Source organism: Pseudomonas sp. LBUM1652 (genome assembly GCF_059716105.1).
Window position 1 is genome coordinate 613320 of the sequence record NZ_CP166804.1, and the last position, 25799, is coordinate 639118.

Sequence of the window (25799 nt, forward strand, 5' to 3'; positions counted from 1 at the left end):
CGGAGCTGAGGTGCGTATAATTCTGCCAGACATCGGAGCCCGAATACGCATGCCGCACACGAAAGATGAATTACCCGACGCGCTGTACTGCGCCGCTCAGGTGCGCGAACTCGACGCACGGCTGATTGCTGCCGGCACGCCGGGCTTCGAATTGATGCAGCGCGCCGCACATGCGACCTGGCGGGCGCTGGTCCGACAATGGCCTTCAGCGACCGTACTGACGGTGCTCGCCGGCCATGGCAACAATGCCGGTGACGGTTATCTGGTAGCGGTTCTCGCTCAACGCGCAGGCTGGCAAGTTCAGGTGTTGGCTGTCGGTGATCCGCAGCGCTTGCAGGGCGACGCAGCATTGGCCCATGCCGAGGCGGTGACCGAAGGCGTGGCGGTACAGGGCTGGAACCCCCTGAGCCCATTACGCGGCATCATCGTCGATGCCTTGCTTGGCACCGGCCTCACCGGTGAGGTTCGCGAGCCATATGCCAGTGCCATCAGGACGATCAATGCCAGCGGTTTGCCGGTAACGGCGGTGGATATTCCTTCCGGACTGTCCGCTGATACCGGGCATGTGCTCGGTGCTGCGGTTCGCGCCGACCTCACCGTCACCTTCATTGGGCTGAAAATCGGCCTGTTCACCGGCGATGCTGCGGATCACATCGGCTATCTGGCATTTAATGATTTGCAGGCCACGACCGAAATCTATCGTGACATTCCTGTCAGCGCTCGACGCCTCAATGCGGCTAATCTGCCGCGTCTGGCCGCACGTGCGCAGGCCGCGCACAAAGGGCGATTCGGGCATTTGTTGTTGATCGGTGGCGATCACGGTTTCGGCGGGGCGATTCTGCTCAGCACCGAAAGCGCACTGCGCAGTGGGGCGGGCATGGTTTCGCTGGCAACGCGACCGGAGCACGTGTCGGCGGCGCTGACGCGGGTTCCGGAAGTGATGGCGCTAGGGGTTTCATCGGCCAATCAATTGATGAGTCTGCTCGAAAAAGTGTCACTGCTGCTCGTCGGGCCGGGGCTTGGACAGGCGAGTTGGGGGCGGGCGCTGTTGTCTGCCGCCGTCAACGCGCCGTTGCCACAAGTGTGGGACGCCGATGCATTGAATCTGCTGGCCAGCGGATTCGTCAGCCTGCCCAAGGATTGCGTGATCACTCCGCATCCGGGCGAAGCGGCGCGTTTGCTGGGGATCAGTACTGCTGAAGTACAGGCGGATCGCCCGGCGGCCGCTTTGGCTTTGAGCAAAAAACATACAGCAGTGGTGGTGCTGAAAGGCGCCGGCAGTTTGATCGCGCATCCCGATGGGCGTCTGGCGTTGTGTCACCAGGGCCATCCGGCCATGGCCACCGCTGGGCTCGGCGATGTACTGGCAGGCTTGACCGGCGCACTGTTGGCGCAAGGCATGGACGGTTTCGATGCCGCCTGTCTGGCGGTCTGGCTGCACGCCAATGCCGGGATGCAACAAGGGAAATTCGGCCGTGGGCTGGCGGCCAGTGATTTGATTCCAGTCATTCGTCAGTTGTTGGAGGAGCATGCACCGTGTCTGAAGTAACCCTGTACCTGGCCGATGAACAGGCCATGAGCGACTTTGGCGCACGGATCGCCCGGGTGACCCAGGGCCACGGCCTTATTTTCCTCGAGGGCAACCTGGGGATGGGCAAAACCACGCTGTCCCGAGGGATCATTCGTGGGTTGGGGCACGTCGGGGCGGTGAAAAGTCCGACCTTCACCTTGGTCGAACCCTACGAGATTGGCGATATCCGCGCCTTCCACTTTGACCTGTATCGCCTGGTCGATCCGGAAGAGCTGGAGTTTCTCGGCATCCGCGACTATTTCGAAGACGACGCACTGTGCCTGATCGAATGGCCCGATAAAGGTGCAGGCTTTTTGCCAAAGCCGGACCTGACCATTACCATTAGCCCGCAAGACAGCGGGCGTTCGCTGAAAATTTTATCCCAGGGCTCGCGTGGCGAGGCCTGGTGTGCCGCTTTGGCGTTGGAATCCAATTAGATGATGGGGTTAGGTATGCGCTTTCGCGCGTTGGTGGCTGCCGCTGGACTGATATTGATGGCAGTAACCGTCAACGCTGTGGCCGACTCAAAGGTCAACAGCGTGCGCCTGTGGCGGGCGCCGGACAACACGCGACTGGTCTTCGACCTGAGCGGCCCGGTGCAACACAGTGTTTTCACCCTGACCTCACCGGATCGGCTGGTGATCGACATCAACGGCGCCACCCTTGGCGCGCCGCTGAATGTGCAGACCGCCAACACGCCGATCACCGCGATGCGCTCGGCCCAGCGCACGCCGACCGACCTGCGGGTGGTCATCGATCTGAAAAAAGCCGTCACCCCGAAAAGCTTCTCGCTGGCGCCTAACGCACAGTATGGCAACCGTCTGGTGGTCGATCTGTTCGACAACGCGGCCGACGCGGCGCCGCCGCCTGCTCCAACGCCGCGGGTTGCGACTGTACCGGCCGTGCCGGTCACCCCGACCGAGCCGACAATCAAGCTGCCGCCGGCCCCGGCCGGCAAGCGCGACATTATTGTGGTGATTGACGCCGGCCACGGTGGCGAAGACCCGGGTGCGTCCGGTTCGCGTGGTCAGCGTGAAAAAGACGTGGTGCTGCAGATCGCTCGCGAACTGCAACGTCAGGTCAACGGCATGAAAGGCTTCCGCGCCGAATTGACTCGCACCGGCGACTACTTCATTCCGTTGCGCGGGCGTACCGAAATTGCCCGCAAAAAGGGCGCCGACCTGTTCGTGTCGATCCACGCCGACGCCGCGCCTTCTGCGGCGGCCTTTGGTGCGTCGGTGTTTGCCCTGTCTGATCGCGGCGCCACATCTGAAACTGCGCGTTGGCTGGCCGACAGCGAAAACCGTTCCGACTTGATCGGTGGTGCCGGCAACGTCAGCCTCGATGACAAGGACCGCATGCTCGCCGGCGTGTTGCTCGACCTGTCGATGACGGCTTCGCTGACCTCCAGCCTCAACGTCGGTCAGAAAGTTCTGACCAACATCGGTCGCGTCACACCGCTGCACAAACAGCGCGTTGAACAGGCCGGGTTCATGGTGTTGAAGTCGCCGGATATTCCGTCGATCCTGGTTGAAACCGGCTTCATCTCCAATGCCAACGAAGCGAACAAACTCTCGGCGTCGAGCCACCAGCAAGCGCTGGCACGTTCGATCAGCAGCGGCGTGCGCCAGTTCTTCCAGCAGAACCCGCCACCGGGCACCTACATTGCCTGGCTGCGTGATTCCGGCAAGATCGCCCAGGGCCCGCGTGACCACCGTGTCGGCCCGGGTGAAACGCTGGCAATGATCGGCGTGCGCTATCAGGTATCGCCGGCCACATTGCGCAGCGCGAACAACCTGAAAAGCGATGAGCTGAAAGTCGGCCAACACCTGACCATTCCTGGCACCGAACTGGCGTCCAAAGAATGAACGAAGTGCTGAACGCAGCCCGCATCGAACTGCTCAGCCCCCGGCTGGCGAACCAGATCGCCGCCGGTGAGGTGGTCGAGCGCCCGGCGTCGGTGATCAAGGAGCTGCTGGAAAACAGCCTCGACTCCGGCGCCAAGCGCATTGATGTCGATGTCGAGCAGGGCGGCGTCAAGCTGTTGCGAGTCCGCGACGACGGCAGCGGCATCTCCGCCGACGACCTGCCGCTGGCGCTGGCCCGTCACGCCACCAGCAAGATTCGTAATCTGGAAGACCTCGAACAGGTGATGAGCCTGGGCTTTCGCGGTGAGGCACTGGCGTCGATCAGTTCCGTCGCGCGCCTGACCCTGACCTCACGCACCCGTGACGCCGATCAGGCCTGGCAGGTCGAAACCGAAGGTCGCGACATGGCGCCTCGCGTGCAACCGGCCGCGCACCCGGTCGGCACCTCGGTTGAAGTCCGCGACCTGTTCTTCAACACCCCGGCGCGGCGCAAATTCCTCAAGACCGAAAAAACCGAATTCGATCACCTGCAAGAAGTGATCAAGCGTCTTGCACTGGCGCGTTTCGACGTGGCGTTTCATCTGCGCCACAACGGCAAGACCATTCTCAGCCTGCACGAAGCCCACGATGACGCGGCGCGTGCGCGGCGTGTGGCGGCGATCTGTGGTTCGGGTTTCCTGGAGCAAGCCTTGCCGATCGAGATCGAGCGTAACGGCTTGCACCTGTGGGGCTGGGTCGGTTTGCCGACCTTCAACCGCAGCCAGGCGGACTTGCAGTACTTCTTTGTCAATGGCCGGGCGGTGCGCGACAAGCTCGTGGCCCATGCGGTGCGTCAGGCCTATCGCGACGTCTTGTTCAACGGTCGGCACCCGACGTTTGCGCTGTTTTTCGAGGTCGACCCGGCGGCGGTGGACGTCAACGTGCACCCGACCAAGCACGAAGTGCGCTTTCGCGATGGGCGCATGGTGCATGACTTCCTTTACGGCACGCTGCACCGCGCGCTGGGCGATGTGCGTCCGGAAGATCAGCTTGCCGGTTCAGTCACCACCGCCGTTGTCCGGCCAACCGGCCTTGATGCCGGTGAATTCGGCCCGCAGGGTGAAATGCGTCTGGCGGCCAATGCGTTGCTTGAGCAACCGCAGGCGCAACCGGCGTTCAATACATCGGCGGGCGCCAGCGCTGGTGGCGCTTATCAGTATCAATACACGCCGCGTCCGCAGTCGGCGATGCCGCCTGCCGCTGAGGCTCAGGCTGCGTATCGCGAGTTTTTCGCGCCGTTGCCTGAAGCCAACGCCAATGCGCTGCCGGCCGGTCAGGAAGATATTCCACCACTCGGGTACGCGCTGGCGCAGCTCAAGGGCATCTACATTCTGTCCGAGAATGCCCAAGGGCTGGTTTTGGTGGACATGCACGCCGCCCACGAGCGGATCATGTACGAACGCCTGAAGATTGCCATGGCCAGCGAAGGTCTTAGCGGCCAGCCGTTGCTGGTGCCTGAGTCTCTGGCGGTGAGTCAGCGCGAGGCCGATTGCGCCGAAGAGCATGCGGCGTGGTTTCAGCGTCTTGGCTTCGAGTTGCAACGCCTTGGCCCGGAAACATTGGCTATTCGACAGATTCCGGCTTTGCTTAAGCAGGCTGAGGCTAATCGTCTGGTGGGTGATGTGCTGTCGGATTTGATGGAATACGGCACCAGCGACCGGATTCAGGCGCACCTCAACGAACTGCTGGGCACCATGGCCTGCCACGGCGCGATCCGCGCCAACCGGCGCCTGGCCCTGCCGGAAATGAACGGCCTGCTGCGTGACATGGAAAACACCGAGCGCAGCGGTCAATGCAATCATGGCCGACCGACCTGGACCCAACTGGGCCTGGACGATCTGGACAAACTGTTCTTGCGCGGTCGTTGATGAGCCAGCTTCCTCCAGCGATTTTTCTTATGGGCCCGACCGCTGCGGGCAAGACCGACCTGGCCATCGAGCTGTCCAAGGTATTGCCTTGCGAGTTGATCAGCGTCGATTCTGCGCTGGTTTATCGCGGCATGGACATCGGCACCGCCAAGCCTTCAAAAGAGCTGTTGGCTGAGCATCCGCACCGTTTGATCGACATTCTTGATCCGGCTGAAGCGTATTCGGCTGCTGATTTTCGGCGTGATGCCCTGCAAGCGATGGCCGAAATCACTTCGCGCGGAAAAATCCCGCTGCTGGTCGGCGGCACGATGCTCTATTACAAGGCTTTGGTCGATGGCCTGGCAGACATGCCGGCAGCCGACCCCGGGGTGCGCGCGCAGATCGAAGAAGAGGCTGCACGCCTTGGCTGGCAAGCCTTGCACGAGCAATTGGCAGCCATCGACCCGGAGTCAGCGGCGCGGATACATCCGAACGATCCACAGCGTCTGAGTCGGGCGCTGGAGGTTTATCGGGTCAGCGGTCAGAGCATGACTGCCCTGCGCCAGCAACAATCTGCGCAAAGTACTGAAGCAGCCGCTTCGGGACTGCAACAATTGCCCTATACTGTCGCGAACTTGGCCATTGCCCCGGCGAATCGTCAGGTATTGCACGAGCGTATTAAACAAAGATTCACAAATATGTTGGAACAGGGATTCATCGACGAGGTCGTAGCCCTGCGTAAAAGAAGTGACCTGCATGCCGGGTTGCCGTCTATACGTGCAGTAGGTTACCGCCAAGTCTGGGATTACCTGGATGGCAAACTGAGCTTGGCCGAAATGCAGGAGCGCGGAATCATCGCCACGCGCCAATTGGCCAAACGCCAGTTCACCTGGCTGCGCAGCTGGGAAGATTTACACTGGCTGGACAGTCTTGATTGCGACAATCTGCCACGCGCCTTGAAATACCTTGGGACCATCTCCATATTGAGCTGAGTCCTTGCAATTGCCGTCTATCCTTGGGGGTGTGGCGGCCAAAGCCATCTGAATTACCTATTTTTTATTATTGAATCCTTAAAGGAGTGCGGCACATGTCAAAAGGGCATTCGCTACAAGACCCTTACTTGAATACTTTACGTAAAGAGAAAGTTGGGGTTTCCATCTACCTGGTCAACGGTATCAAACTGCAAGGCACGATCGAGTCCTTCGACCAGTTCGTGATCCTGCTGAAAAACACCGTCAGCCAGATGGTTTACAAACACGCTATCTCTACCGTCGTGCCAGTTCGTCCAATTCGTCTGCCTAGCGCAACCGAAAATGAACAGGGCGACGCAGATCCAGCTCCGGGTAACGCCTGATAGGAGTCTCCTTTGTTCTTTGAGCGCCACGGTGGTGGTGAACGGGTCATCCTCGTTCACTTGGATGGACAGGACCCTGAGGCGCGCGAAGATCCGCAGGAGTTTCAGGAACTGGCTAATTCGGCGGGCGCCGAGACCGTTGCGTTTTTTAACGTGCCGCGTCATCGGCCAACCGCCAAATTCCTGATTGGCAGTGGCAAGGTCGAGGAACTACGCGACCTGGTTCATGCCGAAAAGGCCGATCTGGTTATCTTCAATCACATCCTCACGCCCAGTCAGGAACGTAACCTCGAACGTGTTTTCGAGTGTCGCGTGATCGACCGCACCGGTCTGATTCTCGATATTTTCGCCCAGCGCGCCCGCACCCATGAAGGCAAGCTCCAGGTCGAACTGGCCCAGCTTGACCACATGAGTACCCGTCTGGTTCGTGGCTGGACTCACCTTGAGCGTCAAGGTGGTGGCATCGGTATGCGTGGTCCGGGTGAAACCCAGCTGGAAACCGACCGTCGTCTGTTGCGGGTTCGCCTGCGTCAGATCAAGGGCCGGCTGGAAAAAGTGCGCAGCCAGCGCGAACAGTCGCGACGCGGCCGCTCGCGTGCGGATATTCCTACCGTGTCTCTGGTGGGGTATACCAACGCCGGTAAATCCACACTCTTCAATAACGTGACGAAATCCGACGTGTACGCGGCGGATCAGTTGTTCGCCACGCTGGACCCGACCCTGCGCCGTCTCGAACTGGACGACCTCGGGCCGATTGTTTTGGCCGACACCGTGGGGTTCATCCGTCACTTGCCCCACAAGCTGGTCGAAGCATTTCGGTCTACGCTCGAAGAGTCGAGCAACTCCGATCTGCTGTTGCACGTGATCGATGCGGCCGAGCCGGATCGCATGTTGCAGATCGAGCAGGTGATGGTGGTGCTGGGTGAGATTGGAGCCCAGGACTTGCCGATCCTCGAGGTATACAACAAACTCGATTTGCTTGAAGGCGTTGAGCCACAAATCCAGCGCGATGCCGATGGCAAGCCGCAACGGGTCTGGCTGTCCGCGCGTGATGGCAGTGGTCTGGAATTGCTTGAGCAAGCCATTGCCGAGTTGCTGGGCAGCGATTTGTTTGTGGGCACATTGCGTTTGCCGCAACGATTCGCTCGACTGCGTGCGCAGTTCTTCGAACTCGGTGCGGTGCAGAAAGAAGAACACGACGAAGAAGGCATCAGCTTGCTGGCCGTTCGTTTGCCCCGGGTCGAGTTGAATCGACTGGTAAGCCGCGAAGGATTGCAGCCGATGGAATTCATCGAGCAACACACTTTGCAATAAAAGCCTGACAAAGCGGTTGTGCCGCAACGGCAGGCATTCTGTAGCATTGGTCGGCGCGCCGTGGGTGCGTCTTTGCTTTATCAGATGGAGAGCGCTATGGCTTGGAATGAGCCGGGTGGCAACTCGAACAATCAGGATCCTTGGGGTGGCAAGCGCCGCAATAACGGCGACCGCAAGGGGCCACCGGATCTCGACGAGGCCTTCCGAAAGCTGCAGGAAAGCCTGAACGGGTTGTTCGGTGGTGGTAAGAAACGCGGTGGTGATGACGGCGGTGGTTCGGGCAGGAGTAGTGGCGGCTTCGGCGCTCTGCTCGGTATCGGCCTCGTTGTGCTCGCGGCCGTCTGGCTGTACAGCGCGGTCTATGTGGTCGACGAGCAGGAGCAAGCCGTAGTGCTGCGCTTCGGCAAGTACTACGAGACTGTCGGCCCCGGCCTGAACATCTACTTCCCGCCGATCGATAAAAAGTACATGGAAAACGTCACGCGTGAGCGTGCCTACACCAAGCAGGGCCAGATGCTGACCGAAGACGAGAACATCGTCGAAGTGCCGCTGACCGTGCAGTACAAGATCAGCAACCTGCAGGATTTCGTGCTGAACGTCGATCAGCCGGAAATCAGCCTGCAGCATGCGACCGACAGCGCCTTGCGCCACGTGGTGGGTTCGACCGCCATGGACCAGGTGCTGACCGAAGGTCGTGAATTGATGGCCAGCGAAATCAAGGAGCGTCTGCAACGCTTCCTCGATACCTATCGCACCGGTATCACCGTTACTCAGGTGAACGTACAGAGCGCAGCGGCACCGCGTGAAGTGCAGGAAGCCTTTGATGACGTGATCCGCGCCCGTGAAGACGAGCAGCGTTCGCGCAACCAGGCTGAAACCTACGCCAACGGCGTGGTGCCGGAAGCCCGTGGTCAGGCCCAGCGCATCCTTGAAGATGCCAACGGTTACCGCGACGAAACGGTTTCGCGCGCCAAGGGTGAGGCAGATCGCTTTACCAAACTGGTCGCCGAGTATCGCAAGGCCCCTGAAGTCACCCGCCAGCGTCTGTATCTGGACACCATGCAGGAAGTCTTCAGCAATACCAGCAAGGTACTCGTGACCGGTAATAAAGACGGCCAGAGCAACCTGCTTTACTTGCCGTTGGACAAAATGATTCAGAACAGTTCGGGCAGCAATGCACCGGTCACCGGTTCGGCTGCCGCCAGCAACACGGATGTCACGCCGCATGTCACTGACGTGCCGCAGTCGCGTACAAGGGAGACCCGCTGATGAGCAATAAATCGCTGATCGCCCTGATCGTTGGCGTTGTCGTGGTACTGGTTGGCTGGAACTGCTTCTACATCGTGGCTCAGACCGAGCGCGCGGTGTTGCTGCAATTCGGTCGTGTGGTGCAGGCGGATGTTCAGCCGGGTCTGCATGTGAAAGTGCCTTACGTTAACCAGGTGCGTAAATTCGACGCACGTCTGATGACGCTGGATGCACCGACGCAGCGTTTCCTGACTCTGGAAAAGAAAGCCGTGATGGTTGATGCCTACGCCAAGTGGCGCGTGAAAGATGCCGAGCGCTTCTACACCGCAACTTCCGGCCTCAAGCAAATCGCCGACGAGCGCCTGTCCCGTCGTCTGGAATCCGGTCTGCGTGACCAGTTCGGTAAGCGCACCCTGCACGAAGTTGTGTCTGGTGAGCGTGATGCGCTGATGGCTGACATCACTGCTTCGCTGAACAAGATGGCGGAAAAGGAGCTGGGTATCGAAGTTGTCGATGTCCGGGTCAAGACCATCGATCTGCCGAAAGAAGTGAACCGCAGTGTGTTCGAACGTATGAGCACCGAGCGTGAGCGTGAAGCTCGCGAGCACCGCGCCAAGGGTAACGAGCTGGCAGAAGGCATCCGTGCCGACGCCGATCGCCAACGCCGTGTGCTGCTGGCTGAAGCCTATCGTGAATCCGAAGAGATTCGCGGTGATGGTGACGCCCAGGCCGCTGCGATCTACTCCAAGGCCTACGGCCAGGATCAGGAGTTCTACGGTTTCTACCGTAGCCTGCGCGCCTACCGTGAAAGCTTCGCGAACAAATCCGACGTCCTGGTCCTCGACCCAAGCAGCGACTTCTTCCGCTATCTGGAAAAGTCCAAGCCTTGATACGACGTTGACCTGAATCGTTCCGCCCGGCGGCTAAAACCTCGGGCGGGGTGATCCTTTGGGAAAACGTGTGTATGATGCGGCAGCCGGGAAATTCCCGGCTTTTTTGCGTCTGCACGTTTGATTGCTGTTTTTGCTGCAGAACATCGGGTTGAACAGCCCGAACAGTTTTTCGAGGAAAGTGATGGGCGAAGCCGGTATCAGGCCTTTCGCTGCGTCGTTCATGCGCGTGCGTTTTGAACGGACCGGTCATTTTCTGCTTCACTCAAGGCTCGCCCTAGTGCTGGCCGCCCGGATCAAAGGGGAATGGCGTAATGGCAACGGTAGACCGCTGGCTGCTGCCAGATGGCATCGAAGAAGTACTGCCACCGGAAGCGGCGCGCATTGAAGTTGCGCGTCGTCAGGTGTTGGATCTGTTCCAGAGCTGGGGTTACGAGTTTGTCGTGACCCCCCATATCGAGTACCTGGAATCCCTGCTGACCGGCGCGGGCCAGGACCTGGATCTGCGTACCTTCAAGGTCATCGACCCGCAGTCGGGCCGGCAGATGGGTTTCCGCGCTGACATCACGCCGCAAGTGGCACGCATCGATGCGCACACCCTGCGTCGCGAAGGACCGAGCCGTCTTTGCTACGCCGGCAGCGTACTGCACGCCCAACCGCGTGCACTGTCGTCCTCGCGCAGCCCGATTCAATTGGGCGCCGAGTTGTACGGCGATGCCAGCCCGAGCAGCGACGTCGAAGTCATCAGCCTGATGCTGGCCATGCTGCAACTGGCCGATGTGCCGGATGTGCACATGGATCTCGGTCACGTCGGCATCTATCGTGGTCTGGCGCGCGCTGCCGGTCTGTCCGGTGAAGTCGAGCAGCAGTTGTTCGATGCGTTGCAACGCAAGGCCATCGACGAGGTCATTACCTTGACCGAAGGCCTGCCGGCCGATCTGTCCGGCATGCTGCGCGCGCTGGTCGATCTGTGTGGCGGCCGTGAAGTGCTGGCTGCTGCCCGCGAGCGTCTGGCCGATGCGCCGGCGCCGGTGCTGGCAGCACTGGAAGATTTGCTGGCGATCGCCGAGCGTCTGTCGGCGCGCTTCCCGGAGCTGCCGCTGTATTTTGATCTGGGCGAGTTGCGCGGTTACCACTACCACACCGGTGTGGTGTTCGCGGTGTTCGTGCCGGGCGTTGGCCAGTCCATCGCTCAGGGCGGTCGCTACGACGACATCGGCGCCGACTTCGGTCGCGCCCGTCCGGCAACCGGCTTCTCCACCGATTTGAAAACCCTGGTGACCCTGGGGCGTGCTGAGATCGAGTTACCGTCTGGCGGTATCTGGATGCCTGACAGTACGGATGCGGCACTCTGGCAGCAGGTTTGCCAGTTGCGCAGTGAGGGTCAGCGTGTCGTTCAGGCATTGCCTGGACAACCTTTGGCCGCCGCCCGTGATGCGGACTGCGACCGGCAATTGATTCAGCAGAACGGGCTTTGGCAAGTATCGCCACTGGCTTCTTGAGTTTTCCTGCCGGCCATCGCCGGCACCAAGTTTGCGCGAATGAGGACAAGTGTTATGGGTAAGAATGTCGTAGTCCTGGGCACCCAGTGGGGTGATGAGGGCAAAGGCAAGATCGTTGATCTGCTGACCGAACATGCTGCCGCCGTAGTGCGCTACCAAGGTGGCCACAACGCTGGTCACACCCTGGTGATCGACGGCGAGAAAACCGTCTTGCACCTGATTCCGTCGGGCGTGCTGCGCGAAGGCGTGCAGTGCCTGATCGGCAACGGCGTGGTGGTTGCACCTGACGCCCTGCTGCGCGAGATCACCAAGCTGGAAGAGAAAGGCGTACCGGTGCGCGAGCGTCTGCGTATCAGCCCGTCCTGCCCGCTGATCCTGTCCTTCCACGTGGCGCTGGACCAGGCCCGTGAAAAGGCCCGTGGCGAGCTGAAGATCGGTACTACCGGTCGCGGCATTGGCCCGGCTTATGAAGACAAGGTTGCACGTCGTGGCTTGCGTGTTGGCGATCTGCTCAACATGCCGCGCTTTGAAGACAAGCTGCGTGAACTGGTGGACTACCACAACTTCATGCTGGTGGGTTACTACAAAGAGCCTGCCATCGACTACGACAAGACCCTTGCCGAGTGCAAAGAGTACGCTGAGCTGCTCAAGCCGCTGATGCTGGACGTGACGGCCGAGCTGCACGACCTGCGTCGTGCCGGCAAAGACATCATGTTCGAAGGCGCCCAGGGTTCGTTGCTCGACATCGACCACGGTACCTACCCGTACGTGACCAGCTCCAACACCACCGCGGGTGGCGTAGCGACCGGTTCGGGTGTTGGCCCGATGTTCCTGGACTACATCCTGGGCATCACCAAGGCTTACACCACTCGCGTGGGCTCGGGTCCATTCCCGACTGAGCTGTTCGACGAAGTGGGTGCGCACCTGGCCAAACAAGGTCACGAGTTCGGCGCAACCACCGGCCGTGCCCGTCGTTGCGGCTGGTTCGACGCCGTTATCCTGCGTCGCGCTATCGACGTGAACAGCATCTCGGGCATCTGCCTGACCAAGCTGGACGTCCTCGATGGCCTGGAAACCATCAACATCTGCACCGGCTACAAAGACGCGCAAGGCAATGCCGTTGCGCCGACCGACGCCGACAGCTACGTGGGCCTTCAGCCTGTGTACGAAGAAGTGCCGGGCTGGACTGAATCGACCGTGGGCGCCAAGACCCTGGAAGAGCTGCCAGCTAACGCTCGTGCCTACATCAAACGCGTTGAAGAGTTGATCGGCGCGCCGATCGACATTATTTCGACGGGCCCGGATCGCAACGAAACCATCGTTCTGCGTCACCCGTTTGCTTGATAAGTCGTTGATGTAAAAAACAAAGGCCCCTTAATCGGGGCCTTTGTCGTTTATGCCTGTTGGACGGCATGACCTTTGCTGTGAATCTGTCTACAAGAGTGCCATCAAATTAATGGCGTCAGAAGTAGAGGGATTCATAGTGTCAGCCGTTCTCTCACTGTTACAAAGCCGTTTGTTGCGGCCCGTGTTCGTTACCCTTGGTATCGCCCTTTTGGTGCAGGTGCTGGTGGCCGTTGCCCTGACGCGGAGCACGGTCACGGCGCTGGAAGCCGATCTGGCGGTGCGCCTCGGTGCCGATAGCCAGAAGCTCTCCGGTGAACTGGAGCAGGCCGGGCGTGAAGTCACGTCGAGCCTCGACGCCTTGTCCGCCAGCACCCGTCAGCGCCTGACGGCCGGTTTGTCCACACGACTGAAGGACGAACAGGCACAGTTGCGCGCGACATTGGAAAAGGATCTGAAGGACTCGGCCAACGACATGGCCCAGTTGCTCGCCTCCGTTGCGCCCCGCGCCATGTGGGACGGCGATGTGCCAACCCTGTCGGAATTTGCCCGTCGCGCCCAGCGCAATCCCAGCGTGTTGTTCGTGGTCTACGACGACGCCACCGGCCAGCACCTGACCCGCTACCTCAACCGCGAAAACCCGATTAACAAGGCCTTGCTGGAAAAGGGCCAGGGCGAGCGTGCGCTGGATAAAGTGCTGGATGCGGCGAAGAACGATCCGTCGGTCTACTACCTCGAGGCTTCGATCAATCCGAATGGCGTGGAAATCGGCAAGGTGCTGATGGGGGTTTCCACGGCTTCGGTGGAAACCGATCTGGCCGCCCTCGACAAGCGTTTCACCGCGCTGATTGCCAGCAGCGATCAATTGGTCGGCGACAGCCTAAAAGGCGCCGCAGCCGACAGCGCGACGGCGATGCGCGCGCGATTGCAATCAGCGCAATCCACCGCCACCGAGATGAAAGCTAACACCGCCAGCACCGTGCAGGATGCCGCAGCGACTTTGCGCTGGCGGATCGGCATGGGCCTGGCGCTGGTCGGCTGCGGCGTGCTGCTGTTGCTGGCCGTGGTGCTCGGCCATCGCGTGGTCAATCGCTTGAAGATGCTCAATGCCGCCATGGACGATCTGGCGGCGGGCGAAGGCGACCTGACCAAGCGGGTGCAGATCAACAGCAAGGACGAGATCGGCGACATGGCCTCGGCGGTCAATCGCTTTGTCGATAAGTTGCAGCCGATCGTGCGCGAGGCGGGCGATGTGGCGCAGCGTACCGGCGTGGAAATCGGTGCCATGACCCTGCGCAATGCCGGCGCCGATGCGGCGGCCGGGATGCAGCGTGACGAAGTGGCGGAAAGTCTGCGGGCACTGTCGCAAATGGCCGACGAGGCGCAGTCGGAAAGCCATGCCATGCAGGCTGCGTTGAAGCAGGTTGTGGATATTCGTCAGGCGACTGATGAGAACACTCGCACATCGGCCAAGGTCGGCAGCTTGATCGAGGCGCTGGCCGGGCAGGTCGATACCGGGGCGAAAGTTATTGAGCGTCTGGCGCAGCAGAGTGAACAGATTGAAGTTGTTTTGACGGTGATTCACGGCATTGCTGAGCAGACCAACCTGCTGGCATTGAACGCGGCGATTGAAGCGGCGCGGGCCGGCGAGACCGGGCGTGGGTTCGCCGTAGTGGCGGATGAGGTCCGGGCGTTGGCGAGCAAGACGCAAAGCTCGACCGGTGACATTCAGGCGCATATCGTCGCCTTGCAGCAGGGCGCGCGTGAGGCGGTGGAGGCGATTGGTCAGGCCGGGCGTCAGGCCAGCGAAGGTTTGCTGGTGCTGCGTGACAGTGCGCGGTTGCAGCAGTCGGTGCAGGCTTCGGTTGAGCAGGTGCATGCGGCGATTGGCCTGGCGACTCAGGCGGCGGCGCATCAGGCGCAAGGTGCGCAGGCGGTGCGTGGGCGGGTCGAGACGATACATGCTCAGGCCGAGAAAGCGGCGCAGGCGGTGGTGGAAACCACGGCCAGTGGCAAGGTGCTGGATGGTCTGGCTGCGCAGTTGAAGGCAAGCCTGGGGCAGTTCCGGGCCTAAGATTAAAAGATCGCAGCCTGCGGCAGCTCCTAAAGGGAAACGCAAATTCCTCTGTAGGAGCTGTCGCAGGCTGCGATCTTTTGCTTTATCAGCGGCTCAAATACATCCGCGTCGTCAGCAGATACACAGGCAATCCAGAAACCAGAATCAACAACGCCGCATAAGGCGCCGCCGCCGCAAACTCGACATTCGCGGTATGCGCCCAGACCTCGGTCGCCAAGGTGTTGAGCCCAGTCGGACTCAGCAGCAAAGTCGCCGTCAGCTCCTTCATCGCATCCAGGAACACCAGTGCAAACGCTGCGCCCAATGCCGGGAAGATGATCGGCAGCGTCACCCGGCAAAACGCCGTGAACGACGATGCACCCAGCGTGCGTGCCGCCTCTTCCAGCTGCGGTGCCGCCTTGTTCAGTGCGGTGCGAATCGGCGCCTGAGCCAGCGGCAGAAACAGCAACGCATAAGCGATCAGCAACAGCGCAGACGTCTGATACAGCACTGGTACGTAATGCAGGGCGAAATACACCAGCGTCAACGCAATCACCAGTCCTGGCAACGCATGCAGCAGATGCGGCAGGCGCTCGGCCCAGATCGCCAGTTGGCCTTTGTAACGCACGACCAACAGGCCGACCGGTATCGCCAGCAGTAGGCACAGCGCGGCGCCACCCAGCGAGAGTGCCAGCGACGACAGCAGTGCTTCGGTAATCGCCGCGACCGGGAAGGCTGCCGAAGAGCCCACCGCCAGCCAGTACGCCAGCATGCCCAGTGGAATCCCGCTGCCGATGATCGCCAGCATCAGGCAATACAACTGACCGACAGTGGCCCACGGTCCGAGCCGAACCTGTTCAGCCTGACGCGCCGCACCTTGCCCGGTGCGCACATGACGGCCTTTGCCGCGCACTCGCAGTTCCAGCCACAGCAGAACCAGGCACAGCGCCAGCAACACCGCAGATAGCATCGCCGCATTCGCGTTACTGAATTCCAGTTCGAACTGTTGATAGATCGCAGTGGTGAAGGTTTGCAGGCCGATGATCGACAGCGCGCCGAACTCCACCAGCATATGCAGGGCAATCAGCAGCGAGCCGGCCAGCAGCGACGGCCAGAGTAGCGGTAGCGTGACGCGAAAGAACACGCCCCAGCGGTTCTGGCCGAGGGTGCGCGCAGATTCTTCAAGGGAGGGATCGAGGTTGCGCAAAGTGGCTGCAACCGGCAGAAAGATCAGCGGGTATTTCGACAGGCTCATCACCAGAATCGCCCCGCCGAGGCCTTCGAACTGTGCGCTCAGCGACACCCAGGTGAAGCTGCTGACAAATGCCGGCACCGCGAAGGGCAGGCACAAAATCACGCCCCATAGACGTCGCCCGGGCAGATTGGTGCGCTCTAGCAGCCAGGCCAGCGACAAACCAATCACGCCGCAGGTGATGGTCACGCCGACCATCAGCGCCAGCGTATTGCGCAGCAGGCTGAACACATAAGGGCGCCACAACAAATGCAGCGCCTCGGCCCAGCCGGCCTGCCAGGCCTTCAGCCCGACATAGGCCAGCGGCAACAGGCTCATGACCACCAACAGCAATACCGGCAGCACCAGCCAGATCGACGGCCGCTTGCGCTGTGGCACGTAACCCCCGCGCGTGGCGGGGGCGGTTAACGATGCGGCCATCAGTTCAAGCCAACTTCGCGTTCCAGATCCAGCGCTTCTTCAGCATTGCCCAGATCGGCCGGGGTGACGTTCGGCGCTTCCAGCTCGCTGAACGGCTTGAGGCCGCGATCCGATTCCATACCTTTGTGCAGCGGGTATTCGGCGGTTGTCTGGGTGATCACGCGCTGACCTTCTTCGCTGGCCATGTAGGCGAGGAATTGCTGGGCTTCTTTTGGGTGCTTGCTGGATTTCAGCACGGCCGCACTGGATACGGTGATCAAGCCACCAGCGTCGCCGCCGGTGAAGTAGTGCAGTTTCGAATCCAGTTTGCCTTTCTCGCGTTGCAGGGCGAACCAGTAGTAGTTGTTCACCAGCACGGTGGCGACTTCGCCGTTTTCAACCGCTTTGAGTGCGACCATGTTGTTGCTGTAGGTCTTGCCGAACGCGCGCAGGCCGGTCAGCCATTCTTCGGCGGCGTCACGACCGTGCATCTTGATGATGGCCACGGCCTGTTCCTGGAAGGCGCCGCTGGTTGGAACGAAACCGACTTTGCCTTGCCATTGCGGGTCGGAAAATTCCATCACCGATTTCGGCAGGTCTTTTTCATCGATCAGCTTCGGGTTGAACGCAACCACGCGAACGCGAGCGGTGACGCCGATCCAAGTGCCGTTGCCGGCGACATATTTTTCTGGCAGTACAGCCAAAGTGGCGTCGTCGGCCTTGGCCAGCAGGCCTTGCTCGCCGAGATTGTTCAGTGGTGGAGATTCTTCGGTGTAGATCACGTCGGCGGGGGAGCGGTCGCCTTCCTCGATGATCTGGCTGGCGAGCTGGTTACTGCTGCCCTTGCGAACATTGACGTGAATGCCTGTCTTGGCTTCGAAGGCTTTGGCGATCGCATCGCCGACTTCCTTGTGCTGGCCGTTGTAGAGAGTCAGGGAAACCGCATCGGCAGCCTGGGCGAGGGGAGTGGCGAGTGCCAGGCCGAGAAGGGTGAAGGTAAAGCCTCGGCGCAGGGTATTTCGAAACGTCATTCGCAGGGTTCCTCACTGTCGCATTGCAAAAACTTGAAACAATGATAAACGATATTGTTTCTCAAGTGCGCCTTGCGGGGATCTGGAGGGTTTGCTAGGGAGGAGGGGGGCAGAGGTTTTTCAAACCCCGGAAACGCAAAAACCCGCTTTCGCGGGTTTTTGTGAAATCCAAGGTTACTACCTTGGATTTGAATTGGTGCCCAGAAGAAGACTCGAACTTCCACGACCGTAAGGTCACCAGCACCTGAAGCTGGCGTGTCTACCAATTTCACCATCTGGGCAATCATCGCTAGCGTTGCCGCTGTTGATGTGGCGCACTATACGGAGCGCTTTTTGATCTGTAAACCCCTGATTTAATTTTAATAAATCGGTTTTAACAAATGCGTTCCTTAGAATGCAAAAAACCCGCTTTCGCGGGTTTTTGTGTGAGCCTTGAAACTGATCTATTCTCAATCTCGAAATTGGTGCCCAGAAGAAGACTCGAACTTCCACGACCGTAAGGTCACCAGCACCTGAAGCTGGCGTGTCTACCAATTTCACCATCTGGGCAGTATCGGAAACGCTTGTGCGTCGTCAATGGCGCGCACTATACGGAGCGTCTTTTTAACTGTAAACCCCTGCTTCGATTTTTTTTGATTTTTTTTACCGGCGGTGTTTAAAACGACTTCAAAGCGTCGATACAGGGCTTTAGAAGGGCCTTTATAGTCTGAAATTTCCCGTTTGATGACGCCTATGCCAAACTAACCCGTATATAGACAAGGTGAAAACTCTCTAATGGCCGATTGGCAGTCCCTCGATCCCGAGGCCGCTCGTGAAGCGGAAAAATATGAAAACCCTATTCCTAGCCGCGAACTGATCCTGGCGCATCTCGCCGATCGGGGTTCGCCTGCTGCCCGCGAGCAACTGGTCGAAGAGTTTGGTCTGACCACAGAAGACCAGATCGAAGCCCTGCGCCGCCGCCTGCGCGCCATGGAGCGCGACGCTCAGCTGATATACACCCGTCGGGGCACGTATGCGCCAGTGGATAAGCTCGACCTGATCCTCGGCCGCATCAGCGGTCACCGTGACGGTTTCGGCTTCCTGGTGCCGGACGACGGCAGCGATGACCTGTTCATGAGCCCGGCGCAAATGCGTCTGGTGTTCGACGGTGACCGCGCGCTTGCCCGTGTTTCCGGACTCGACCGTCGCGGTCGCCGCGAAGGCGTGATCGTTGAAGTGGTGTCCCGCGCTCACGAAAGCATCGTCGGTCGCTACTTTGAAGAAGGCGGTATCGGCTTCGTCGTTGCGGATAATCCGAAGATCCAGCAAGAAGTGCTGGTCACTCCGGGCCGCAATGCCAACGCCCAGGTCGGTCAGTTCGTCGAGGTGAAAATCACCCACTGGCCAACGCCGCGTTTCCAGCCGCAAGGCGATGTGGTCGAAGTGGTCGGCAACTACATGGCGCCGGGCATGGAAATCGATGTCGCGCTGCGTACCTACGACATCCCGCACGTCTGGCCTGAAGCCGTTCTGAAAGAAGCGGCCAAGCTCAAGCCGGAAGTCGAAGATAAAGACAAAGAGAAGCGCGTCGACCTGCGCCATCTGCCGTTCGTCACCATCGACGGCGAAGATGCCCGGGACTTCGACGATGCGGTCTACTGCGAAGCCAAACCGGGCAAGCTGCGCTTGTTCTCCGGCGGCTGGAAGTTGTACGTGGCGATTGCCGACGTTTCCAGTTACGTGAAAATCGGCTCGGCGCTGGACAACGAAGCCCAAGTGCGTGGCAACTCGGTGTACTTCCCCGAGCGCGTTGTGCCGATGCTGCCTGAGCAGCTGTCCAACGGCCTGTGCTCGCTGAATCCGCAGGTCGATCGTCTGGCCATGGTTTGCGAGATGACCATCTCCAAGTCTGGCGAAATGACCGACTACTGCTTCTATGAAGCGGTGATCCACTCCCACGCTCGTCTGACCTACAACAAGGTCAGCGCGATGCTGGAAACGCCGAAAGCGACCGAAGCGCGCAAACTGCGTGGCGAATACACCGACGTCGTGCCACACCTTAAACAGCTTTATGCGCTGTACAAGGTGTTGCTGGCAGCCCGTCACGTGCGTGGCGCGATCGATTTCGAAACGCAGGAAACCCGGATCATCTTCGGTACCGAGCGCAAGATTGCCGAAATCCGTCCGACCATCCGTAACGATGCGCACAAGCTGATCGAGGAATGCATGCTGGCGGCCAACGTGGCTACCGCCGAATTCCTGAAAAAGCACGAAATTCCTGCGCTTTACCGCGTTCACGCGGGGCCTCCACCGGAGCGTCTGGAAAAACTGCGCGCCTTCCTCGGCGAGCTAGGCCTGTCCCTGCATAAAGGCAAGGATGGTCCATCGCCGAAGGACTATCAGGCTTTGCTGGCGAGCATCAAGGATCGTCCGGATTTCCATCTGATCCAGACCGTGATGCTGCGTTCGTTGAGTCAGGCGGTGTACAGCGCTGAAAACGACGGTCACTTTGGCCTGAATTACGAAGCCTATACCCACTTCACTTCGCCGATCCGTCGTTACCCGGACCTGCTCACGCACCGCGCGATCCGCAGCGTGATCCATTCGAAGCAGGACACCCCGCACGTTCGCCGTGCCGGTGCGATGACCATTCCGAAGGCACGCATCTATCCGTACGACGAAGCGGCACTTGAGCAACTCGGCGAGCAGTGCTCGATGAGCGAGCGCCGTGCTGACGAAGCGACTCGCGACGTAGTGAACTGGCTCAAGTGCGAGTTCATGAAGGATCGCGTGGGCGAATCGTTCCCGGGCGTGATCACTGCCGTGACCGGTTTTGGCCTGTTCGTCGAACTGACCGATATCTACGTCGAAGGCCTGGTACACGTAACCGCGCTGCCGGGCGATTACTACCACTTCGATCCTGTGCATCACCGCCTCGCGGGTGAGCGCACCGGTCGTAGCTTCCGTCTCGGCGACACCGTTGAAGTGCGTGTCATGCGCGTCGACCTCGACGAGCGCAAGATCGACTTCGAGATGGCGGAAAAAACCATCAGCGCGCCGATCGGTCGCAAAAAACGTGGCGCCGAAACCGCTGCTCCAGCGTCCAAGGCTCCGGAAGAAAAGGCTCCGGCAAAAAACGCCGGTCGTCGTCCGGCCAAAGAGAAGGCTGCCGAAGCCTATCGCCCGAGCGACGCCGTGGCGAAAAACGCCGAGCTGCGCAAAAGCCGTGAAATGAAGAAAGCGCTGCTTTCCGATGCCAAAAACGGTGGTAAAGCGGCGTCCGGGGGAAAGACCGGACGGTCGGCGCCTGAGAATGCGACCGGCGGCAAGCCAGCCAAACCGAGCAAACACCGTAAAGGCCCGCCGAAAGCGGGTTCTGCTCCAGCCAAAAGTGGCGGGGCACGTAAACCGAAGGCGAAGTCATGAGTCAGTTGGAAAAAATCTACGGCGTTCACGCGGTAGAAGCGTTGCTGCGTCATCACCCTAAGCGCGTCAAACAGATCTGGCTGGCCGAAAGCCGAAACGATCCGCGCGTGCAGACCCTGATCGAACTGGCCAACGAGAATCGTGTTCAGGTCGGTCAGGCCGAGCGTCGTGAAATGGACGCCTGGGTTGAGGGCGTGCATCAGGGCGTGGTCGCGGACGTGAGTCCGAGCCAGGTCTGGGGCGAGGCGATGCTCGACGAACTGCTCGACCGTACCGACGGCGCGCCGCTGCTGCTGGTGCTCGACGGCGTGACCGATCCGCACAACCTCGGCGCTTGCCTGCGTTCGGCGGATGCTGCCGGTGCGCTGGCGGTGATCGTGCCGAAAGACAAGTCGGCGACCCTGACACCAGTGGTCCGTAAAGTGGCTTGCGGCGCGGCGGAAGTGATTCCGTTGGTGGCAGTGACCAACCTTGCGCGCACCCTGGAAAAGCTCCAGCAGCGCGGTCTGTGGGTTGTCGGCACGGCGGGTGAGGCCGAGGTCAGCATTTATGACCAGGACCTGACCGGCCCGACCATCCTGATCATGGGTGCTGAAGGCAAAGGCATGCGTCGCCTGACCCGCGAGCACTGCGACTATCTGGTGAACCTGCCGATGGCCGGTAGCGTCAGCAGCCTGAACGTCTCCGTTGCGACAGGTGTGTGCCTGTTCGAAGCGCAGCGTCAGCGCGGTGCAAAAGCCAAGGCTTCCGCGAAGAAGTCCTGAGTCGAACACGGTACAAATGTGGGAGCGAGCCTGCTCGCGAAAGGGGAGTGTCAGTCGACGTAAATGTTGCCTGACAGACCGCATTCGCGAGCAGGCTCGCTCCCACAGTGCTTTGTGGTGTGGCATGAATCGGTGATTGTTCAAATAATCACCAATTGCCTTGCACCTCTTCAGTCCCTTCTCTACAATTGCGCCCCTTGCTGTGACGGCAGGCACGCATGTGCCCCGCGCCGGCAAGTCCATAAGTGTCATTCACTCCTTGTCTGACCGTTTTTGAGCGGCAGGCTACAACCCGTAAGGAGCATTCATGCGTCATTACGAAATCATCTTTTTGGTCCACCCGGATCAAAGCGAGCAAGTCGGCGGCATGGTTGAGCGTTACACCAAGCTGATCGAAGAAGACGGCGGCAAAATCCACCGTCTGGAAGATTGGGGCCGTCGTCAACTGGCCTACGCAATCAACAATGTTCACAAGGCTCACTACGTGATGCTGAACGTTGAGTGCACTGGCAAGGCTCTGGCCGAGCTGGAAGACAACTTCCGCTACAACGATGCAGTGATCCGTAACCTGGTCATCCGTCGCGAAGAAGCCGTTACCGGCCAATCCGAGATGCTCAAGGCTGAAGAAAACCGCAGTGAGCGCCGTGAGCGTCGCGACCGTCCTGAGCACGAAGGCGCTGAAGGCGCTGATAGTGATGACAGCGACAACAGCGATAACGCTGACGAGTAATCCACGGACCTTTTAAGGAGCCTATCAAATGGCACGTTTCTTCCGTCGTCGTAAATTCTGCCGCTTCACCGCTGAAGACGTGAAGGAGATCGATTACAAAGATCTCAACACTCTGAAAGCCTACGTATCCGAGACCGGCAAAATCGTTCCAAGCCGCATCACCGGTACCAAAGCTCGTTATCAGCGTCAGCTGGCCACCGCTATCAAGCGCGCCCGCTTCCTGGCCCTGCTGGCCTACACCGACAGCCACGGCCGCTGAGACCGGGCAGTCGACAAGTAGCAAAGGATTGAATGCATGCGTGCCTTAGCTGAGTTCATCATGCGAGGCCGTATGCAGGCCACTCTCGTGGTGGCCGGATGTGCAACATTGCCGTTGTTGTATTGGTTGGGTGCTGCCGCCGGGAGCCTTGTGCTTCTGCGGCGCGGATTGACGGACGCCCTTGGCGTTCTGTCCCTGGGGTTGCTGCCGGCATTGATCTGGTGGCTGTATGCCGATGATCCACGGGCACTTCTGGTGCTACTGGGATCTTCGGGGCTTGCGTTGGTTTTGCGCGCAAGTGAATCCTGGGTTCGCACGCTGCTGGTCAGCGTAGTGGTTGGAGTGGTGTTTTCAGTGGTGCTCGGGGCAGCGTTTGCGGCCCAGATCGAGATGCTCGCGCAGGCCTTGATAAAGGTCATGCCGGCGCTTCTCGGTGAGACCTACAAGCAATTGTCGGTCGATGAGCAAGCGCGTTTCGCGTCCCTGATTGCACCAGTCCTGACCGGACTGATTGCGGCTCTGTTGCAGATCGTCAGCGTGCTGAGCCTGATTGTCGGGCGTCATTGGCAGGCGTTGTTGTACAACCCGGGTGGTTTTGGTCGCGAGTTTCGCGCCATCCGGATCCCGCTGGGGCCGGCGATGTTACTGCTGGCGTTGATGCTTCTGGGCCCGAATCTCGGTGCACAGATGGCCATGTTGACGCCGTTGTGCAGTGTACCGCTGGTGTTCGCCGGACTGGCCCTGATTCATGGGCTGGTCGGGCAGAAGCGACTGGCCGGTTTCTGGCTGGTGGGGTTGTACGTAACGCTGTTGCTGTTCATGCAGCTGATCTATCCGTTGCTCGTGGTTTTGGCCATTGTCGACAGCCTGATTGATTTTCGCGGTCGTCACGTGTCGAAAGACATCGATAGCGCGAACGGTGAAGGTTAAAAGTTAAGAGGATTTTCACATGCAACTGATCCTTCTGGAAAAAGTCACCAATCTGGGCAACCTGGGTGACAAAGTGAACGTTAAGGCCGGTTACGGTCGTAACTATCTGCTGCCTTACGGCAAAGCTACCGCTGCGACCCCGGCCAACCTGGCTGCGTTCGAAGAGCGTCGTGCTGAGCTGGAAAAAGCTGCTGAAGACCGTAAAGCATCGGCTGAAAGCCGTGCTGCCCAACTGGCCGAGCTGGAAGTGACCATCACTGCCACCGCTGGCGACGAAGGCAAGCTGTTCGGTTCGATCGGTACTCACGACATCGCTGACGCACTGACCGCCTCCGGCGTTGAAGTGCAGAAGAGCGAAGTTCGTCTGCCGAACGGCACCATCCGCAACGTAGGCGAATTCGACGTAGCCGTGCACCTGCACGCCGAAGTTGAAGCCACCGTACGCGTTGTCGTGGTAGCAGCTTAAGCAACACCTGATCGGCTGGCGGCTTGTCCGTCAGACGGTTAACATCGGGCACGATCCTGTTCACAGGTCGTGCCCTTTGTCTTTCTGGTACTCCCGTTTTCAACCCTGACTCCAAGTGGCCATGAACGAAATCTCCGCACCCGAGCAATATGATCTGCAAACCGCCGCCCTGAAGGTGCCGCCGCATTCCATCGAAGCCGAACAGGCTGTACTCGGTGGTCTGATGCTGGACAACAACGCCTGGGAACGCGTGCTCGATCAAGTCTCCGACGGCGACTTCTATCGTCATGACCACCGCCTGATCTTCCGTGCGATCGCCAAACTGGCCGATCAGAACTCCCCGATCGACGTTGTGACCCTTGCCGAGCAATTGGACAAGGAAGGTCAGACTTCGCAAGTCGGTGGCCTCGGTTACCTCGGCGAACTGGCGAAAAACACGCCGTCCGTCGCCAACATCAAGGCCTATGCGCAGATCGTCCGCCAGCGAGCGACGTTGCGCCAACTGATCGGTATCAGTAGTGAGATCGCCGACAGCGCTTTCAACCCGGAAGGGCGTACCGCCGAGGAAATCCTCGACGAAGCCGAGCGCCAGATCTTCGCGATTGCCGAGGCCCGCCCGAAAACCGGCGGCCCGGTAGGTGTGAACGATCTGCTGACCAAGGCCATCGACCGCATCGACACCTTGTTCAACACCGACAACGCCATTACCGGCCTGTCCACCGGTTACACCGACCTCGACGAGAAAACCAGCGGGCTGCAACCGGCCGACCTGATCATCGTCGCTGGCCGTCCATCGATGGGTAAAACCACCTTCGCCATGAACCTGGTGGAGAACGCCGTACTGCGCAGCGACAAAGCGGTGCTGGTGTATTCCCTCGAGATGCCAGGTGAGTCGCTGGTCATGCGTATGCTTTCCTCGTTGGGCCGCATCGACCAGACCAAGGTGCGTTCTGGCCAATTGGAAGATGATGACTGGCCTCGCCTGACCTCAGCGGTCAACCTGCTCAACGATCGCAAACTGTTCATCGACGATACCGCCGGCATCAGCCCGTCGGAAATGCGTGCGCGTACCCGGCGTCTGGCGCGGGAACACGGTGACATCGGCCTGATCATGATCGACTACCTGCAATTGATGCAGATACCAGGATCGGGCGGCGACAACCGGACGAATGAGATCTCCGAAATCTCGCGTTCCTTGAAAGCCCTGGCCAAGGAATTCAACTGCCCGGTGGTGGCGCTGTCCCAGCTCAACCGCTCCCTGGAGCAACGACCGAACAAACGACCAATCAACTCCGACCTCCGGGAATCCGGAGCCATCGAGCAGGACGCCGACGTCATCATGTTCGTGTACCGGGACGAGGTGTATCACCCGGAAACCGAGCACAAAGGCATTGCCGAAATCATCATCGGCAAACAGCGGAACGGCCCGATCGGCTTTATCCGCCTGGCGTTCATCGGCAAGTACACCCGTTTCGAGAACCTCGCCCCGGGCAGCTATAACTTCGACGACGACGAGTAAGAATTGGCCGAA

Annotated in this window: 21 protein-coding genes and 2 tRNA genes; 19 read left to right on the plus strand and 4 right to left on the minus strand. The window is 59.9% G+C overall.

The window, feature by feature from the left end; genetic code table 11:
- The first annotated feature begins 49 nt into the window (after positions 1-49).
- From ACA069_RS02735 to ACA069_RS02790, 12 genes are all read left to right on the plus strand, one after another.
- Positions 50-1549 (plus strand): NAD(P)H-hydrate dehydratase, encoded by a 1500-nt coding sequence (locus ACA069_RS02735; RefSeq protein WP_497616214.1) that lies wholly within the window; start codon positions 50-52, stop codon positions 1547-1549.
- Entirely contained in the window at positions 1537-2007 is a 471-nt protein-coding gene (tsaE, locus tag ACA069_RS02740; protein ID WP_016985707.1) for a tRNA (adenosine(37)-N6)-threonylcarbamoyltransferase complex ATPase subunit type 1 TsaE, read from the plus strand. The genes ACA069_RS02735 and tsaE overlap by 13 nt, the downstream gene beginning before the upstream one ends.
- Before the next feature lie 57 nt (positions 2008-2064).
- Positions 2065-3438 carry an N-acetylmuramoyl-L-alanine amidase gene (locus ACA069_RS02745; protein WP_401271274.1) on the plus strand — a complete coding sequence of 458 codons (1374 nt, stop codon included), beginning with the start codon at positions 2065-2067 and terminating at the stop codon, positions 3436-3438.
- 5 nt (positions 3439-3443) lie between these two features.
- A complete protein-coding gene (gene mutL, locus ACA069_RS02750) occupies positions 3444-5345 on the plus strand; it encodes a DNA mismatch repair endonuclease MutL (protein ID WP_187677953.1) in 1902 nt (633 codons plus the stop codon).
- Complete coding sequence (gene miaA, locus ACA069_RS02755) at positions 5345-6316, plus strand: tRNA (adenosine(37)-N6)-dimethylallyltransferase MiaA (RefSeq protein WP_187677880.1); 972 nt, start codon at positions 5345-5347, stop codon at positions 6314-6316. Before mutL ends, miaA begins: the two co-directional genes overlap by 1 nt.
- A 95-nt stretch (positions 6317-6411) precedes the next feature.
- On the plus strand, positions 6412-6678 hold the full coding sequence (hfq, locus tag ACA069_RS02760) for an RNA chaperone Hfq (RefSeq protein WP_095109354.1): 267 nt from the start codon (positions 6412-6414) through the stop codon (positions 6676-6678).
- 12 nt (positions 6679-6690) lie between these two features.
- Positions 6691-7992 carry a ribosome rescue GTPase HflX gene (gene hflX, locus ACA069_RS02765; RefSeq protein ID WP_095187332.1) on the plus strand — a complete coding sequence of 434 codons (1302 nt, stop codon included), beginning with the start codon at positions 6691-6693 and terminating at the stop codon, positions 7990-7992.
- Between the two features lie 96 nt (positions 7993-8088).
- Positions 8089-9261 carry an FtsH protease activity modulator HflK gene (gene hflK, locus ACA069_RS02770; protein WP_187677879.1) on the plus strand — a complete coding sequence of 391 codons (1173 nt, stop codon included), beginning with the start codon at positions 8089-8091 and terminating at the stop codon, positions 9259-9261.
- Positions 9261-10130, plus strand: a complete 870-nt coding sequence (gene hflC / locus ACA069_RS02775; RefSeq protein ID WP_123448397.1) for a protease modulator HflC — start codon at positions 9261-9263, stop codon at positions 10128-10130. Before hflK ends, hflC begins: the two co-directional genes overlap by 1 nt.
- A 314-nt stretch (positions 10131-10444) precedes the next feature.
- Entirely contained in the window at positions 10445-11632 is a 1188-nt protein-coding gene (locus ACA069_RS02780; RefSeq protein ID WP_187677878.1) for an ATP phosphoribosyltransferase regulatory subunit, read from the plus strand.
- Positions 11633-11686: 54 nt separating this feature from the next.
- The gene (locus tag ACA069_RS02785) at positions 11687-12976 is read left to right on the plus strand and encodes an adenylosuccinate synthase (RefSeq protein WP_489880351.1); all 1290 of its coding nucleotides are present in this window, start codon (positions 11687-11689) and stop codon (positions 12974-12976) included.
- Positions 12977-13115: 139 nt separating this feature from the next.
- Positions 13116-15050 carry a methyl-accepting chemotaxis protein gene (locus tag ACA069_RS02790; protein WP_497616216.1) on the plus strand — a complete coding sequence of 645 codons (1935 nt, stop codon included), beginning with the start codon at positions 13116-13118 and terminating at the stop codon, positions 15048-15050.
- 88 nt (positions 15051-15138) lie between these two features.
- On the opposite strand, the gene ACA069_RS02795 is transcribed toward ACA069_RS02790, so the two are convergent.
- The 4 genes from ACA069_RS02795 to ACA069_RS02810 form a co-directional block, all read right to left on the minus strand.
- The gene (locus ACA069_RS02795) at positions 15139-16704 is read right to left on the minus strand and encodes an ABC transporter permease (RefSeq protein WP_497616218.1); all 1566 of its coding nucleotides are present in this window, start codon (positions 16702-16704) and stop codon (positions 15139-15141) included.
- On the minus strand, positions 16704-17714 hold the full coding sequence (locus ACA069_RS02800; RefSeq protein ID WP_401272077.1) for an iron ABC transporter substrate-binding protein: 1011 nt from the start codon (positions 17712-17714) through the stop codon (positions 16704-16706). The genes ACA069_RS02795 and ACA069_RS02800 overlap by 1 nt, the downstream gene beginning before the upstream one ends.
- A gap of 194 nt (positions 17715-17908) precedes the next feature.
- A tRNA-Leu gene (locus ACA069_RS02805) sits at positions 17909-17995 on the minus strand.
- 181 nt (positions 17996-18176) lie between these two features.
- Positions 18177-18263: transfer RNA gene (locus ACA069_RS02810), tRNA-Leu, on the minus strand.
- A gap of 225 nt (positions 18264-18488) precedes the next feature.
- Here ACA069_RS02810 and rnr point away from each other — a divergent pair.
- From rnr to dnaB, 7 genes are all read left to right on the plus strand, one after another.
- Positions 18489-21119: a ribonuclease R gene (gene rnr, locus ACA069_RS02815; protein WP_497616220.1), complete on the plus strand. Its 2631-nt coding sequence runs from the start codon at positions 18489-18491 to the stop codon at positions 21117-21119.
- Positions 21116-21883 carry a 23S rRNA (guanosine(2251)-2'-O)-methyltransferase RlmB gene (gene rlmB, locus ACA069_RS02820; RefSeq protein ID WP_042557396.1) on the plus strand — a complete coding sequence of 256 codons (768 nt, stop codon included), beginning with the start codon at positions 21116-21118 and terminating at the stop codon, positions 21881-21883. Before rnr ends, rlmB begins: the two co-directional genes overlap by 4 nt.
- 307 nt (positions 21884-22190) lie before the next feature.
- Positions 22191-22613, plus strand: coding sequence for a 30S ribosomal protein S6 (rpsF, locus tag ACA069_RS02825; protein WP_095187325.1), 423 nt, complete (start codon positions 22191-22193; stop codon positions 22611-22613).
- Between the two features lie 28 nt (positions 22614-22641).
- A complete protein-coding gene (gene rpsR, locus ACA069_RS02830) occupies positions 22642-22872 on the plus strand; it encodes a 30S ribosomal protein S18 (protein WP_002551829.1) in 231 nt (76 codons plus the stop codon).
- Between the two features lie 36 nt (positions 22873-22908).
- The gene (locus ACA069_RS02835; protein ID WP_187677872.1) at positions 22909-23802 is read left to right on the plus strand and encodes a hypothetical protein; all 894 of its coding nucleotides are present in this window, start codon (positions 22909-22911) and stop codon (positions 23800-23802) included.
- A gap of 19 nt (positions 23803-23821) precedes the next feature.
- Positions 23822-24268 (plus strand): 50S ribosomal protein L9, encoded by a 447-nt coding sequence (gene rplI, locus ACA069_RS02840; protein WP_187677871.1) that lies wholly within the window; start codon positions 23822-23824, stop codon positions 24266-24268.
- Positions 24269-24389: 121 nt separating this feature from the next.
- Positions 24390-25787, plus strand: coding sequence for a replicative DNA helicase (dnaB, locus tag ACA069_RS02845; protein ID WP_187677870.1), 1398 nt, complete (start codon positions 24390-24392; stop codon positions 25785-25787).
- Positions 25788-25799 lie beyond the last annotated feature (12 nt).